At 59.9% G+C, this 14065-nt stretch carries 17 protein-coding genes; 16 read left to right on the top strand and 1 reads right to left on the bottom strand.

Going from position 1 to position 14065, the window contains the following annotated elements; translation table 11 throughout:
* Window position 1 precedes the first annotated feature (1 nt).
* The 14 genes from rplF to bfr all read left to right on the top strand — a co-directional run bounded on the left by rplF (window position 2) and on the right by bfr (window position 8719).
* On the top strand, window positions 2–535 hold the full coding sequence (gene rplF, locus CAF78_RS21750) for a 50S ribosomal protein L6 (protein ID WP_054887033.1): 534 nt from the start codon (window positions 2–4) through the stop codon (window positions 533–535).
* 10 nt (window positions 536–545) lie between these two features.
* The gene (rplR, locus tag CAF78_RS21745; protein WP_003255467.1) at window positions 546–896 is read left to right on the top strand and encodes a 50S ribosomal protein L18; all 351 of its coding nucleotides are present in this window, start codon (window positions 546–548) and stop codon (window positions 894–896) included.
* 3 nt (window positions 897–899) lie between these two features.
* Window positions 900–1400 (top strand): 30S ribosomal protein S5, encoded by a 501-nt coding sequence (gene rpsE / locus CAF78_RS21740; RefSeq protein WP_023382626.1) that lies wholly within the window; start codon window positions 900–902, stop codon window positions 1398–1400.
* A gap of 2 nt (window positions 1401–1402) precedes the next feature.
* Window positions 1403–1579 carry a 50S ribosomal protein L30 gene (gene rpmD / locus CAF78_RS21735; RefSeq protein ID WP_003255463.1) on the top strand — a complete coding sequence of 59 codons (177 nt, stop codon included), beginning with the start codon at window positions 1403–1405 and terminating at the stop codon, window positions 1577–1579.
* Between the two features lie 3 nt (window positions 1580–1582).
* Entirely contained in the window at window positions 1583–2017 is a 435-nt protein-coding gene (gene rplO / locus CAF78_RS21730; RefSeq protein WP_023382625.1) for a 50S ribosomal protein L15, read from the top strand.
* Window positions 2018–3349: a preprotein translocase subunit SecY gene (gene secY, locus CAF78_RS21725; RefSeq protein WP_085677069.1), complete on the top strand. Its 1332-nt coding sequence runs from the start codon at window positions 2018–2020 to the stop codon at window positions 3347–3349.
* A gap of 28 nt (window positions 3350–3377) precedes the next feature.
* Window positions 3378–3494 carry a 50S ribosomal protein L36 gene (rpmJ, locus tag CAF78_RS21720; protein ID WP_002555468.1) on the top strand — a complete coding sequence of 39 codons (117 nt, stop codon included), beginning with the start codon at window positions 3378–3380 and terminating at the stop codon, window positions 3492–3494.
* Between the two features lie 131 nt (window positions 3495–3625).
* The gene (gene rpsM / locus CAF78_RS21715) at window positions 3626–3982 is read left to right on the top strand and encodes a 30S ribosomal protein S13 (protein ID WP_003255457.1); all 357 of its coding nucleotides are present in this window, start codon (window positions 3626–3628) and stop codon (window positions 3980–3982) included.
* Between the two features lie 18 nt (window positions 3983–4000).
* On the top strand, window positions 4001–4390 hold the full coding sequence (rpsK, locus tag CAF78_RS21710) for a 30S ribosomal protein S11 (RefSeq protein WP_003255454.1): 390 nt from the start codon (window positions 4001–4003) through the stop codon (window positions 4388–4390).
* A 15-nt stretch (window positions 4391–4405) separates the two neighbouring features.
* The gene (gene rpsD / locus CAF78_RS21705) at window positions 4406–5026 is read left to right on the top strand and encodes a 30S ribosomal protein S4 (protein ID WP_027917844.1); all 621 of its coding nucleotides are present in this window, start codon (window positions 4406–4408) and stop codon (window positions 5024–5026) included.
* Between the two features lie 22 nt (window positions 5027–5048).
* A complete protein-coding gene (rpoA, locus tag CAF78_RS21700) occupies window positions 5049–6050 on the top strand; it encodes a DNA-directed RNA polymerase subunit alpha (protein WP_003255452.1) in 1002 nt (333 codons plus the stop codon).
* 42 nt (window positions 6051–6092) lie between these two features.
* Window positions 6093–6479, top strand: a complete 387-nt coding sequence (gene rplQ, locus CAF78_RS21695; RefSeq protein ID WP_003255451.1) for a 50S ribosomal protein L17 — start codon at window positions 6093–6095, stop codon at window positions 6477–6479.
* Window positions 6480–6651: 172 nt separating this feature from the next.
* Entirely contained in the window at window positions 6652–8091 is a 1440-nt protein-coding gene (locus CAF78_RS21690; RefSeq protein ID WP_085677070.1) for a catalase, read from the top strand.
* Between the two features lie 163 nt (window positions 8092–8254).
* Window positions 8255–8719: a bacterioferritin gene (gene bfr, locus CAF78_RS21685; RefSeq protein ID WP_003257116.1), complete on the top strand. Its 465-nt coding sequence runs from the start codon at window positions 8255–8257 to the stop codon at window positions 8717–8719.
* 72 nt (window positions 8720–8791) lie between these two features.
* On the opposite strand, the gene uvrA is transcribed toward bfr, so the two are convergent.
* The gene (gene uvrA, locus CAF78_RS21680) at window positions 8792–11626 is read right to left on the bottom strand and encodes an excinuclease ABC subunit UvrA (protein ID WP_085677071.1); all 2835 of its coding nucleotides are present in this window, start codon (window positions 11624–11626) and stop codon (window positions 8792–8794) included.
* A 129-nt stretch (window positions 11627–11755) separates the two neighbouring features.
* Between uvrA and CAF78_RS21675 the strand changes: the two genes are divergently transcribed.
* Window positions 11756–13150: an MFS transporter gene (locus CAF78_RS21675; protein WP_085677072.1), complete on the top strand. Its 1395-nt coding sequence runs from the start codon at window positions 11756–11758 to the stop codon at window positions 13148–13150.
* Window positions 13151–13159: 9 nt separating this feature from the next.
* Entirely contained in the window at window positions 13160–13702 is a 543-nt protein-coding gene (locus tag CAF78_RS21670; RefSeq protein WP_085677073.1) for a single-stranded DNA-binding protein, read from the top strand.
* The last annotated feature ends 363 nt before the right edge of the window (window positions 13703–14065 follow it).

The following is a 14065-nucleotide window of genomic DNA, read 5'->3' as shown; positions in this document are numbered from 1 at the left end:
CATGTCTCGCGTCGCTAAGAACCCCGTTAAGCTGCCATCCGGTGTCGAAGTCAAATTCGCCGGTCAGCAGCTTTCGGTGAAGGGTGCCAAAGGCACTCTCGAACTGAACGTTCACTCGTCTGTTGAAGTTACCGAAGAGTCTGGCGAGCTGCGTTTCGTCGCTCGCAATGGTGACCAGCAAGCTCGCGCCATGGCCGGTACTACCCGTGCTCTGGTCAACAACATGGTCCAGGGCGTAAGCCAAGGCTTCGAGCGCAAGCTCCAGCTGGTCGGTGTTGGTTACAAGGCACAGGCCAAAGGCACCGTCCTGAACCTGGCCCTGGGCTTCTCTCACCCAGTGGACTACGAACTGCCAGCCGGCATCACCGCTGAAACGCCTAGCCAGACCGACATCCTGATCAAGGGTATCGACAAGCAGCTGGTAGGTCAGGTGGCCGCTGAAATCCGCGGGTTCCGTCCGCCAGAGCCTTACAAAGGCAAGGGTGTGCGTTACGCGGACGAAGCAGTCCGTCGTAAAGAAGCCAAGAAGAAGTAGGGCCTAGCAAATGACCGACAAAAAAGTTATTCGACTGCGTCGCGCTCGCAAAGCACGCCTCAAGATGCACGAACTCGAAGTCGTGCGCCTGTGCGTGTTCCGCTCCTCGCAGCACATCTACGCCCAGGTCATTTCGGCCGACGGCAGCAAGGTTCTGGCAAGCGCCTCGACCTTGGACAAAGACCTGCGTGATGGTGCCACCGGCAACATCGACGCGGCCACTAAGGTTGGCAAGCTGGTAGCTGAGCGTGCGAAAGCCGCCGGTGTATCTCAAGTTGCCTTTGACCGTTCCGGCTTCAAGTACCATGGCCGCGTCAAAGCGCTGGCTGATGCTGCTCGTGAAGGCGGGCTGGAGTTCTAAGTTATGGCAAATAACGATCAAAAGCGCGACGAAGGCTACATCGAGAAGCTGGTTCAAGTTAACCGCGTAGCCAAAACCGTTAAAGGCGGCCGTATCTTCACCTTCACCGCGCTGACCGTGGTGGGTGATGGCAAGGGTCGCGTTGGTTTCGGCCGTGGCAAATCGCGCGAAGTACCTGCTGCGATCCAGAAAGCCATGGAAGCTGCTCGTCGCAACATGATCCAGGTTGACCTGAAGGGCACCACCCTGCAGTACGCCACCAAGGCTGCCCACGGCGCCTCGAAGGTTTACATGCAGCCTGCCTCGGAAGGTACCGGTATCATCGCCGGCGGCGCAATGCGTGCCGTCCTGGAAGTTGCTGGCGTTCAGAACGTCCTGGCCAAGTGCTACGGTTCGACCAACCCAGTGAACGTGGTTTACGCCACCTTCAAGGGTCTGAAAGCCATGCAATCTCCTGAGTCCATTGCTGCCAAGCGCGGCAAGAGCGTTGAGGAGATCATCTAATCATGGCAACCGTAAAAGTTACGCTGATCAAGAGCGTCTCGGGCCGCCTGCCTAACCACAAACTGTGCGTTAAAGGTCTGGGTCTGCGTCGCATCGGTCACACTGTAGAAGTCCAGGATACTCCCGAGAACCGCGGGATGATCAACAAGGCTTACTACATGCTGAAGGTCGAGGGTTAATCGATGAAACTCAATGATCTGAGTCCAGCGCCGGGTTCCCGTCGCGAGAAGCATCGTCCAGGTCGTGGTATCGGTAGCGGTCTGGGTAAGACTGGCGGCCGTGGCCACAAAGGTCAGACCTCCCGTTCCGGTGGTTCGATCGCTCCTGGCTTCGAAGGCGGTCAACAGCCGCTGCACCGTCGTCTGCCGAAGTTCGGCTTCGTTTCCCTGAAAGCCATGGACCGCGCTGAAGTGCGTCTGTCCGAGCTGGCCAAAGTGGAAGGCGACGTGGTTTCCGTACAGTCCCTGAAAGACGCCAACGTGATTGGCCAGAACGTACAGCGTGTGAAAATCATGCTGTCTGGCGAAGTCACTCGCGCAGTCACCATCAAGGGCATCGCAGCCACCAAGGGTGCGCGTGCGGCTATCGAAGCAGCTGGCGGCAAGTTCGAGGAATAAATGGCTAAGCAAGGTGCTCTCTCTTCGCTCGGTAAGGGCGGGATGTCGGAACTCTGGGCTCGTCTGCGCTTTCTGTTCATGGCGATCATCGTCTATCGGATAGGTGCGCATATCCCGGTTCCCGGCATCAATCCGGACCGTCTGGCGGATCTGTTTCGGCAGAATGAGGGGACCATTCTTAGCTTGTTCAACATGTTTTCCGGTGGCGCGCTCGAGCGCATGAGCATCTTTGCACTGGGGATCATGCCGTACATCTCGGCATCGATCATCATGCAGCTGATGACGGCGGTCAGCCCGCAACTGGAGCAGTTGAAGAAGGAAGGTGAAGCTGGCCGTCGCAAGATCAGCCAGTACACCCGCTACGGCACCGTTATCCTGGCACTGGTTCAAGCCATTGGCATGTCCATTGGCCTGGCCAACCAGGGCGTGGCGTTTTCTGTAGGCCTCGGCTTCTATGTCGTTGCTGTCTCCACCTTCGTGGCAGGCGCGATGTTCATGATGTGGCTGGGTGAGCAGATCACCGAGCGCGGTGTGGGCAACGGTATCTCGATGTTGATCTTCGCAGGTATCGTTGCCGGTCTTCCGAGAGCAATCGGGCAGTCTTTCGAGTCTGCACGCACAGGCGATATCAACATTTTCGCCCTGGTCGCAATCGGTTTGCTTGCAGTAGCGATCATCGGTTTCGTGGTGTTCATTGAGCGTGGTCAGCGTCGTATCGCCGTTCACTACGCCAAGCGTCAGCAGGGCCGCAAGGTCTTCGCCGCGCAGACCAGCCACTTGCCGTTGAAAGTGAACATGGCGGGGGTTATCCCGGCCATTTTCGCGAGCAGCATTCTGCTGTTCCCGGCTTCGCTGGGTGCCTGGTTCGGTCAGTCCGAAGGTATGGGCTGGCTGCAGGACGTCTCGCAGTCGATCGCTCCTGGTCAGCCGTTGAACATTCTGCTGTTTAGTGCAGGGATCATTTTCTTCTGCTTCTTCTACACAGCGCTGATGTTCAACCCGAAAGACGTAGCGGAAAACCTGAAGAAGTCCGGTGCCTTTATTCCGGGTATCCGTCCTGGTGAGCAGTCCGCACGCTACATTGATGGCGTTCTGACTCGTCTGACCATGTTCGGTGCTCTTTACATGATGGCCGTCTGCCTTCTGCCCCAGTTCCTGGTGGTGGCAGCAAATGTGCCGTTCTACCTTGGCGGGACCTCGTTGCTGATTGTGGTAGTGGTTGTGATGGACTTCATGTCCCAAGTACAATCGCACCTCGTTTCGCACCAGTACGAATCCCTGATGAAGAAAGCCAACCTGAAAGGCTACGGTGGCAGCGGTCTGCTGCGCTGATACGCCCCTAAGGTTCGAGGAGTCGGTAATGAAAGTTCGTGCATCGGTGAAAAAGCTGTGCCGTAACTGCAAGATCATCCGTCGCGAAGGCGTCGTACGAGTGATCTGCAGCGCGGAACCGCGTCACAAACAGCGCCAAGGCTGAGTGTGATCTGCGCTTCAAACCCAGCAGCTAGTGTGCTGCTGGGTTGATTATTCGTTTCTACAGCGATATTATCTCGCGCCCTATTTCTTGGCTTCCGGGGCGTAGGTAGCTGTCAATTGGAGTCCCACTGAATGGCCCGTATTGCAGGCGTCAACATTCCAGATAACAAGCATACTGTTATCTCGCTGACCTACATCTATGGTGTCGGTCGCACAACTGCACAGAAGATCTGTGCAGACGCTGGTGTCAACCCAGCCGCAAAGATCAAGGATCTGAGCGACGAGCAAATCGAAACCCTGCGTGGCGAAGTCGCGAAGTTCACCACCGAAGGTGACCTGCGTCGTGACATCAACATGAAGATCAAGCGCTTGATGGACCTGGGTTGCTACCGCGGCCTGCGTCATCGTAAAGGTCTGCCGGTTCGCGGTCAGCGCACCAAGACCAACGCACGCACCCGTAAGGGCCCGCGTAAGCCGATCCGCAAGTAATCGCCCAGGAATATAGACATGGCAAAACCTGCTGCTCGTCCTCGTAAGAAAGTCAAAAAGACAGTGGTTGATGGCATCGCCCACATCCACGCTTCTTTCAACAACACCATCGTGACCATCACCGACCGTCAGGGCAACGCACTGTCCTGGGCTACTTCCGGTGGTTCGGGTTTCCGTGGTTCGCGCAAATCCACCCCGTTCGCAGCCCAGATTGCTGCTGAGCGTGCTGGTCAAGCTGCGCTGGAATATGGTCTGAAGAACCTCGACGTCAACGTCAAGGGTCCAGGTCCAGGTCGTGAATCCGCCGTTCGTGCACTGAACAGCTGCGGCTACAAGATCGCCAGCATCACCGACGTGACGCCTATCCCGCACAACGGGTGCCGTCCGCCGAAGAAGCGTCGCGTGTAATCAGGAGACAGAAGAATGGCACGTTACATTGGTCCAAAATGCAAACTGTCTCGTCGTGAAGGCACCGACCTGTTCCTGAAGAGCGGCGTTCGCGCTCTGGAATCGAAGTGCAACATCGAAGCAGCCCCAGGTATCCACGGCCAGCGCCGTGGCCGTCAGTCCGACTACGGTACCCAGCTGCGCGAGAAACAAAAAGTCCGTCGTATCTACGGTGTTCTGGAGCGTCAGTTCCGCGGTTACTACCAAGCTGCTGCCTCGAAAAAAGGCGCAACCGGTGAGAACCTGCTGCAACTGCTCGAGTGCCGTCTGGATAACGTCGTTTACCGTATGGGCTTCGGCTCGACTCGTTCCGAGTCCCGTCAGCTGGTTTCGCACAAAGCGATCAGCGTCAACGGTAAGACTGTAAACATTCCATCCTACCAAGTTCGTCCGGGTGACGTGGTCGCGGTTCGCGAGAAGTCGCTGAACCAGCTGCGCATTGTTCAAGCCCTTGAACTGTGCGCCCAGCGTGGCCGCGTTGAGTGGGTAGACGTAGATTCCGCTAAGAAGTCGGGCGTTTTCAAGAACGTTCCTGCTCGCGGCGACCTGTCTGCCGACATCAACGAAAACCTGATTGTCGAGCTCTACTCCAAGTAAGGGCTAGAAAATAGGTGCATCCATGCAGATTTCGGTAAATGAGTTCCTGACTCCCCGCCATATTGATGTGCAGGTAGTCAGTCCGACCCGCGCCAAGATTACGCTCGAGCCTCTCGAGCGTGGTTTCGGCCATACCCTGGGCAACGCGCTGCGCCGCATCCTGTTGTCCTCCATGCCTGGCTGTGCAGTAGTCGAGGCCGAGATCGATGGCGTACTCCACGAGTACTCCGCGATCGAAGGTGTTCAGGAAGACGTCATTGAAATCCTGTTGAACCTGAAAGGCCTGGCTATCAAACTGCACGGTCGTGACGAAGTTACGCTGACCTTGTCGAAAAAGGGTTCGGGGGTGGTTACCGCTGCCGATATTCAGCTGGATCACGATGTCGAGATCGTCAACCCCGATCACGTAATCGCGAACCTGGCGTCCAACGGCGCCCTGAACATGAAGCTCACTGTAGCTCGTGGTCGCGGTTACGAGCCGGCTGACTCCCGTCAAACCGACGAAGACGAAAGCCGTAGCATTGGCCGTCTCCAGCTGGACGCTTCGTTCAGCCCGGTGCGTCGTATCGCCTATGTGGTCGAGAACGCCCGTGTTGAACAGCGTACCAACCTGGACAAGCTGGTCATTGATCTGGAAACCAACGGCACCCTGGATCCTGAAGAGGCTATCCGCCGCGCTGCGACCATCCTGCAACAGCAGCTGGCCGCGTTCGTCGACCTCAAAGGTGACAGCGAGCCTGTCGTAGTCGAGCAGGAAGACGAGATCGATCCGATCCTGCTGCGCCCGGTTGACGACCTGGAACTGACTGTACGTTCGGCCAACTGCCTCAAGGCGGAGAACATCTACTACATCGGCGACCTGATTCAGCGTACCGAAGTAGAGCTGTTGAAGACTCCTAACCTGGGCAAGAAGTCCCTGACTGAAATCAAGGACGTCCTGGCCTCTCGTGGTCTGTCTCTCGGCATGCGCCTCGACAACTGGCCGCCTGCAAGTCTTAAGAAAGACGACAAGGCGACCGCCTGATCGTCGTAATCACCGAACGTAGTGTTTGGTAAGGAATGAATCATGCGTCATCGTAAAAGTGGACGTCACCTGAGCCGTACCAGCTCTCACCGCAAGGCTATGTTCCAGAACATGGCAGTGTCGCTGATCGAGCACGAGCTGATCAAAACCACCCTGCCGAAAGCCAAGGAACTGCGCCGCGTTGCCGAGCCGCTGATCACCCTGGCCAAGGAAGACAGCGTTGCTAACCGTCGTCTGGCCTTCGACCGTACCCGTTCGAAGTCCGCTGTTGGCAAACTGTTCAACGACCTGGGCAAGCGTTACGCCACCCGTCAGGGCGGCTACCTGCGCATCCTGAAGTGCGGTTTCCGCGCTGGCGACAACGCGCCTATGGCGTACGTCGAGCTGGTTGATCGTCCGGTCGGCGGTGCTGTAGAAGCTGCTGAGTAAGACGTTCTGTCTGCTTCAAAAAACCGGGCCTAGTGCCCGGTTTTTTGTGTCTGCAGGTATTGTTTATTTCTATTGATACAAGTCATGTAATGAATTTGTTCTGAAGCTACCGCTCGTCGATACTCCTTCTCAAGCCGTTTCGCCGGCACTCGAAGACCGATAAGGAGAGCCCATGAGCAAGATTCTCACCACCGCCAGCGGTGCACCTGTAGCCGACAACCAGAATTCCCGTTCCGCCGGCCCACGCGGCCCGCTGCTGCTCGATGACTTCCACCTGATCGAGAAGCTCGCCCACTTCAATCGCGAGAACATCCCTGAGCGCCGTGTACACGCCAAAGGCTCGGGTGCCTACGGCACATTCACCGTTACCCGCGACATCACCTCCTACACCAGCGCCAAGCTGTTCGCGCAGGTCGGCAAGCAGACCGAGACCTTCCTGCGCTTCTCGACAGTCGGCGGCGAGCGCGGCTCGGCGGATACCGAGCGTGACCCCCGTGGCTTTGCGGTGAAGTTCTACACCGAGGAAGGCAACTGGGACATCGTTGGCAACAATACGCCGGTGTTCTTCATCCGCGACCCGCTCAAGTTCCCGGATTTCATCCACACCCAGAAGCGCCACCCGCAAACCAACCTGAAGAACGCCCAGATGATGTGGGACTTCTGGTCGCACTCGCCCGAGGCGCTGCACCAGGTCACCATCCTGTTCTCCGACCGTGGTATCCCGGACGGCTACCGGCACATGCACGGCTTCGGTAGCCACACCTACAGCCTGATCAATGCCCAAGGCGAGCGCACCTGGGTCAAATGGCACTTCAAGACCCAGCAAGGCATCAAGAACCTGGCACCGGCCGACGCCGCACGCCTGGCCGGCACCGACCCGGACTACGCCCAGCGTGACCTGTTCGAGGCCATCGAGCGTGGTGACTTCCCGCGCTGGACCGTGTGCATCCAGGTGATGACTGAGGCCGAGGCGGCCAACCGCGACGAAAACCCGTTCGACGTGACCAAGACCTGGTCGCAGAAGGATTACCCGCTGATCGAAGTCGGTGTGCTGGAGCTCAACCGTAATCCCCTTAACTACTTCGCCGAAGTGGAACAGGCGGCGTTTGGCCCGAGCAACATGGTCCCAGGGGTCGGCCTGTCGCCTGACCGCATGCTGCAGGGTCGCGTCTTCGCTTACGCGGATGCGCATCGCTACCGTGTGGGCACCAATCACCAGCAACTGCCGGTGAACGCCCCGCGCAGCACGGTCAACAGCTACCAGCGCGATGGTTCGATGGCCATGGGCGGCTACGGCAGCGCGCCGAACTACGAGCCAAACAGCTACGCCGATGCGCCGAAACAGTCGCCACGCCACGCGGAGCCTGCACTGGCCCTGAGCGGCGCCGCAGATCGCCACGATCATCGTGAGGACAATGACTACTACAGCCACGCCGGTGCGTTGTTCCGCCTGATGAGCGACGAACAGAAGGCACTGCTGATCAGCAACATTGCCGGCACCATGGCGGGGGTCAGCCAAGACGTGATCGAGCGCCAGTTGCAGTACTTCTTCAAGGCCGACCCGGCCTACGGCGAAGGCATCGCCAAGGCGTTGGGCATGAATCTCGCCTAAGTCGAAGTGATAAGAAGAACCGCCCTCATTTGGGCGGTTTTTCAATGAATATCACTACTGTTTAACCGATTTTTTGCTTCTAATTGCGCGTTTTTCAGTGACCGCGCGCAAAAGCTGGTTCACACTATGTGCATTAGCCGTTTTCACAGGGAGAAGCAGGGCGATGCAAGGTCACCCGGACGTAATCAACTACCTCGTCACGTTGCTGAAGGGCGAACTGGCCGCACGCGACCAGTACTTCATTCACTCGCGCATGTACGAAGACTGGGGCTTGTCCAAGCTCTACGAGCGTATCAACCACGAGATGGAAGAAGAGACGCAGCACGCCGATGCCCTGATGCGCCGTATCCTCATGCTCGAAGGCACTCCCGACATGCGCGCGGACGACCTGGAAGTGGGCAGCACCGTGCCGGAAATGATCGAGGCCGACCTCAAGCTTGAGTACAAGGTGCGTGGCGCGCTGTGCAAAGGCATCGAGCTGTGCGAATTGCACAAGGACTACATCAGCCGCGACATCCTGCGCGCGCAGCTGGCCGACACCGAAGAAGATCACACCTACTGGCTGGAGAAGCAGCAGGGCCTGATCAAGGCCATCGGCCTGGAGAACTACCTGCAGTCGCAGATGTAAGTTATCCACAGCTTCACGAAAAAGCCCCTGGCACTTACGGTACCAGGGGCTTTTCCATGTCACCGGCAGCCGTCAGGCCCGGTCACGCTCCAGCAATGGCTTGAGGTAGTGCCCGGTATACGACTGCTTCATCTTGGTCAGCTCTTCCGGCGTACCGCATGCAATGATCTGCCCGCCCTTGGAACCGCCTTCCGGCCCGAGGTCCACCAGCCAGTCGGCAGTCTTGATCACATCCAGGTTGTGCTCGATCACCACTACGGTGTTGCCGTGGTCACGCAGGCGGTGCAGAACGTCCAGCAACTGCTGGATGTCGGCGAAGTGCAGGCCTGTGGTCGGCTCGTCGAGAATGTACAAGGTCTTGCCGGTATCGCGCTTGGACAACTCGCGCGACAGCTTCACCCGTTGCGCCTCACCACCAGACAGGGTGGTCGCCGACTGCCCCAGCTTGATGTACGACAGCCCCACGTCCATCAGCGTTTGCAGCTTGCGCGCCAGCGCCGGTACCGCATCGAAGAACTCACGGGCATCCTCGATGGTCATTTCCAGCACCTCGTGGATGTTCTTGCCCTTGTACTTGATCTCCAGGGTTTCGCGGTTGTAGCGCTTGCTCTTGCACACGTCGCAGGGCACGTAGATGTCCGGCAGGAAGTGCATTTCCACCTTGATCAGGCCATCGCCCTGGCAGGCCTCGCAACGGCCACCCTTGACGTTGAACGAAAAACGCCCCGGGCCGTAGCCGCGCGAACGCGATTCCGGCACGCCGGAGAACAGCTCGCGGATCGGCGTGAAGATGCCGGTGTAGGTTGCCGGGTTCGAGCGCGGCGTGCGGCCGATCGGGCTCTGGTCGATGTCCACCACCTTGTCCAGATGCTGCAGGCCGTCCATGCTGCTGTGCGGCGCGGCTTCCAGGCTGGTCGCACCATTGAGGGCGGTGGCGGCGAGGGGGAACAGGGTATTGTTGATCAGCGTCGACTTGCCCGAGCCGGACACTCCGGTCACACAGGTCAGCAGGCCGATCGGCACTTCCAGGTCGACGTTCTGCAGGTTGTTGCCACGCGCGCCCTTGAGCTTGAGCTGCAACTTCTTGTTGCGCGGGGTGCGCTGGGCCGGCACAACGATCTTCTTGCGCCCGGACAGGTACTTGCCAGTCAATGAGTCAGGGTGGTCCATGACCTCCTGCGGCGAGCCCTCGGCAACGATCTGGCCACCGTGCACACCCGCACCCGGGCCGATGTCGACCACGTAGTCGGCCAGGCGGATGGCGTCCTCGTCGTGCTCCACCACGATCACGGTGTTGCCCAGGTCGCGCAGGTGGTTGAGGGTGGCCAGCAGGCGGTCATTGTCGCGTTGATGAAGACCGATGGACGGTTCATCGAGGATGTACATCACCCCGACCAGGCCGGCGCCGATCTGGCTGGCCAGGCGAATACGCTGGGCTTCGCCACCCGACAGGGTATCGGCGCTGCGGTCCAGGGTCAGGTAGTCCAGGCCCACGTTGACCAAAAACTGCAGGCGCTCGCAGATTTCCTTGAGGATCTTCGCCGCGATCTCGCCGCGTCGGCCGGTCAGGGTCAGCTCGCCAAAGTAGTTGCTGGCTTCGCCGATCGGCAGGTTGGTCACCGCCGGCAGGGTCTTCTCGCCAACCCATACATGGCGCGCCTCGCGGCGCAGGCGGGTGCCACGGCAATCCGGGCAGGGCTGGGTGCCGAGGAACTTGGCCAGCTCCTCACGTACGGTGGCCGATTCGGTCTCGCGGTAGCGGCGCTCCAGGTTCGGCACGATGCCTTCGAACGGGTGCGAGCGCTTGACGATGTCGCCGCGGTCGTTGAGGTACTTGAAGTCGACGCTCTGCTTGCCGCTGCCCTGCAGGATCACCTTCTGGTGCTCGGCCGACAGTTCGCCGAACGGCTCCTCCAGGCTGAAGCCGTAGTGCGCGGCCAGCGAGCCGAGCATCTGGAAGTAGTACACGTTGCGCCGGTCCCAGCCGCGAATCGCCCCTTCGGCCAGGGTCAGCTCGCTGTTGACCAGGCGCTTGGTGTCGAAGAACTGCTTCACCCCCAGGCCGTCACAGGTCGGGCAGGCACCGGCCGGGTTGTTGAAGGAGAACAGCTTCGGCTCCAGCTCGCTGATCGCGTGGCCGCACACCGGGCAGGCGAAGCGTGCGGAGAAGATCATCTCTTCGCCGGGCTCGTCATCCATGGGGGCCACCAGAGCGATGCCGTCGGCCAGCTTCAGCGCGGTCTCGAACGATTCGGCCAGGCGCTGCTGCAGGTCGGCACGGACCTTGAAGCGGTCCACCACCACATCGATGCTGTGCTTTTTCTGCTTGTCCAGCTTAGGCAGTTCGTCGAGCTCATAGAGCTTGCCGTTGACCCGCGCACGGACGAAGCCCTGGGCGCGCAGCTCGTCGAACACCGCCAGGTGCTCGCCCTTGCGCTCGCGCACCACCGGCGCCAGCAGCATCAGCTTGCTGCCTTCCGGGCGCTCCAACACCAGGTCGACCATCTGGCTGATCGTTTGCGCCTCCAGCGGAATGTCGTGGTCCGGGCAGCGCGGCGTACCGACGCGGGCATACAGCAGGCGCAGGTAGTCGTAGATCTCGGTGATGGTGCCGACCGTGGAGCGCGGGTTGTGCGAGGTCGACTTCTGCTCGATGGAAATGGCCGGCGACAAGCCTTCGATGGTGTCGACGTCGGGTTTTTCCATCATCGACAGAAACTGCCGGGCATAGGCCGACAACGACTCCACGTAACGGCGCTGGCCTTCGGCATAGAGGGTGTCGAACGCCAGGGACGACTTGCCGGATCCGGACAGGCCGGTGATCACGATCAGCTTGTCCCGCGGCAGGGTCAGGTCGATGTTCTTCAGGTTGTGGGTACGCGCCCCACGAATCAGGATCTTGTCCACTGCGGCCTCGCTCGGCGGGCATAAACAAGGAAGTATACGGCGCGCTGCCAGTACGCGGCAAAGCGTCGCGTAGATGCCGTCAAGCTGTCGGACTGATAGAATCGCCGCCGGTTCACACGAGGTTTATCCATGCACGACACCCACAACGAGCGCATGAGCAGCGGCGAAACCCGCGCTGCTGGCGGCCTGGCCCTGGTCTTTGCCTTTCGTATGCTGGGCATGTTCATGGTCTTGCCGGTGCTGGCCACCTACGGCATGGACCTGGCCGGCGCCACGCCCGCGCTGATCGGCCTGGCCATTGGCGCCTATGGCCTGACCCAGGCAGTATTGCAGATCCCGTTCGGGATGATTTCCGACCGCATCGGCCGTCGCCCGGTGATTTACCTGGGGCTGGTGGTCTTCGCCCTGGGCAGCGTATTGGCGGCCCAGGCCGACTCCATCTGGGGCGTGATCGCCGGGCGGATCCTGCAGGGCGCCGGGGCGATTTCCGCTGCGGTCATGGCACTGTTGTCCGACCTGACCCGCGAGCAGCACCGGACCAAGGCCATGGCCATGATCGGCATGAGCATCGGTTTGTCGTTCGCCGTGGCCATGGTTGTCGGCCCATTGCTCACAAGTGCCTTTGGTTTGTCAGGATTGTTTCTGGCCACTGCAGGACTTGCCCTGGTCGGCATCCTGCTGATCGCCTTCGTCGTGCCCAACACCCACAGTATTTTGCAGCACCGCGAATCCGGTGTGGCGCGCCAGGCCATCGGCCCGACCCTGCGCCATCCGGACCTTCTGCGCCTGGACGTGGGTATCTTCATCCTCCACGCCATCCTCATGGCCAGCTTCGTCGCACTGCCGCTGGCCTTCGTCGAGCGCGGCGGCCTGCCGAAAGAGCAGCACTGGTGGGTGTACCTGACCGCGTTGTTCATCTCATTTTTTGCAATGGTCCCGTTCATCATCTACGGCGAAAAAAAGCGCAAGATGAAACGTGTCCTGGCCGGAGCGGTCAGTGTCCTGCTGCTGACGGAAGTGTTCTTCTGGCAGTGGGCTGACGGTTTGCGCGGACTGGTGATTGGCACCGTGGTATTCTTTACCGCATTCAACCTGCTGGAGGCCTCGTTGCCTTCGCTGGTGAGCAAGGTGTCGCCTGCTGGTGGCAAGGGGACGGCGATGGGGGTGTACTCCACCAGCCAGTTCCTCGGCGCTGCCTTGGGAGGCATCCTGGGTGGCTGGCTGTTCCAGCACGGCGGGCTGAACTTGGTGTTCCTCGGTTGCGCAATCTTGTGTGCCATCTGGTTGGTCGTCGCCTTGCGCATGAACGAGCCACCCTATGTGACCAGCCTGCGCATGCCGCTGACGCCAGAGGCCGTTCGGGAAGCCGGCTTGACCGAGCGCCTGATGGCCGTGCCGGGTGTGACCGACGCCGTGGTGGTGGCAGACGAATCCGCCATCTATATCAAACTGGATACGAAAATTTTGGACCGTGCGACCCTCGAGCGACTGGTGAATCCAGCCTCTTCGGCGTGCGAAGCCTAGGAGAACGTTATGGCCCGTGGGGTTAACAAAGTCATTCTGGTCGGCACCTGTGGCCAGGATCCCGAAGTCCGCTACCTGCCCAACGGTAACGCCGTGACCAACCTGAGCCTGGCCACCAGCGAGCAGTGGACCGACAAGCAGTCGGGCCAGAAGGTCGAGCGTACCGAGTGGCACCGTGTGTCGCTGTTCGGCAAGGTTGCCGAAATCGCCGGCGAGTACCTGCGCAAAGGTTCGCAGTGCTACATCGAAGGCAAGCTGCAGACCCGCGAGTGGGAAAAGGACGGCATCAAGCGCTACACCACCGAGATCATCGTCGACATCAACGGCACCATGCAGCTGCTCGGCGGCCGTCCGCAGGGCCAGCAGCAGGGCGGCGATCCGTACAACCAGGGTGGCGGCAACTACGGTGGCGGCCAGCAGCAACAGTACAACCAGGCCCCGCCACGCCAGCAGGCCCAGCGCCCGCAGCAGCAACAGCGCCCGGCGCCGCAGCAGCCTGCGCCGCAGCCAGCGGCTGACTTTGACAGCTTTGATGACGATATTCCGTTCTGATTGAGCGGTTAGGCGTCTAGCTAGACCAGAAACCCAGGGCAGTTGCTCTGGGTTTTTTTATGGCTGGTGTGCCTGCCAGAAGAGAAGGTGAGGGCTGCCAGGTGCTCGCCACAACATGTTTGGCGCCTGTGAGATCGAGCGCCGCCGCGCGGGCGGCGCTCGGTCTCACAGGCGCCATAGAACCCGAGACATGCACCCGGCAGCTCCAACGCAACCCCCAGACACAATCAATCCCCACACCCCTGACCCATGTCATCGCACCTTCTCGTTTCTTGACTAGTCTTACCTATTGGCAGCCATCAAAAAGCCGCCACCGTGACTACCAAGAGGCGCCGGCCATGTTCCGTGCGTCCAAACCTGATC

It is taken from the genome of Pseudomonas sp. R28(2017), assembly GCF_002112505.1.
GTDB lineage: Bacteria > Pseudomonadota > Gammaproteobacteria > Pseudomonadales > Pseudomonadaceae > Aquipseudomonas.
The sequence above is the reverse complement of the archived record's forward strand: the minus strand, read 5'-3'. Positions and strand labels throughout refer to the sequence as shown.

Excerpts from the sequence above, each read along its gene's own strand:
- rplF (WP_054887033.1), top strand. The coding sequence starts at position 2 with ATGTCTCGCGTCGCTAAGAACCCCGTTAAGCTGCCATCCGGTGTCGAA.
- rplR (WP_003255467.1), top strand. The coding sequence starts at position 546 with ATGACCGACAAAAAAGTTATTCGACTGCGTCGCGCTCGCAAAGCACGC.
- rpsE (WP_023382626.1), top strand. The coding sequence starts at position 900 with ATGGCAAATAACGATCAAAAGCGCGACGAAGGCTACATCGAGAAGCTG.
- rpmD (WP_003255463.1), top strand. The coding sequence starts at position 1,403 with ATGGCAACCGTAAAAGTTACGCTGATCAAGAGCGTCTCGGGCCGCCTG.
- rplO (WP_023382625.1), top strand. The coding sequence starts at position 1,583 with ATGAAACTCAATGATCTGAGTCCAGCGCCGGGTTCCCGTCGCGAGAAG.
- secY (WP_085677069.1), top strand. The coding sequence starts at position 2,018 with ATGGCTAAGCAAGGTGCTCTCTCTTCGCTCGGTAAGGGCGGGATGTCG.
- rpmJ (WP_002555468.1), top strand. The coding sequence starts at position 3,378 with ATGAAAGTTCGTGCATCGGTGAAAAAGCTGTGCCGTAACTGCAAGATC.
- rpsM (WP_003255457.1), top strand. The coding sequence starts at position 3,626 with ATGGCCCGTATTGCAGGCGTCAACATTCCAGATAACAAGCATACTGTT.
- rpsK (WP_003255454.1), top strand. The coding sequence starts at position 4,001 with ATGGCAAAACCTGCTGCTCGTCCTCGTAAGAAAGTCAAAAAGACAGTG.
- rpsD (WP_027917844.1), top strand. The coding sequence starts at position 4,406 with ATGGCACGTTACATTGGTCCAAAATGCAAACTGTCTCGTCGTGAAGGC.
- rpoA (WP_003255452.1), top strand. The coding sequence starts at position 5,049 with ATGCAGATTTCGGTAAATGAGTTCCTGACTCCCCGCCATATTGATGTG.
- rplQ (WP_003255451.1), top strand. The coding sequence starts at position 6,093 with ATGCGTCATCGTAAAAGTGGACGTCACCTGAGCCGTACCAGCTCTCAC.
- CAF78_RS21690 (WP_085677070.1), top strand. The coding sequence starts at position 6,652 with ATGAGCAAGATTCTCACCACCGCCAGCGGTGCACCTGTAGCCGACAAC.
- bfr (WP_003257116.1), top strand. The coding sequence starts at position 8,255 with ATGCAAGGTCACCCGGACGTAATCAACTACCTCGTCACGTTGCTGAAG.
- CAF78_RS21675 (WP_085677072.1), top strand. The coding sequence starts at position 11,756 with ATGCACGACACCCACAACGAGCGCATGAGCAGCGGCGAAACCCGCGCT.
- CAF78_RS21670 (WP_085677073.1), top strand. The coding sequence starts at position 13,160 with ATGGCCCGTGGGGTTAACAAAGTCATTCTGGTCGGCACCTGTGGCCAG.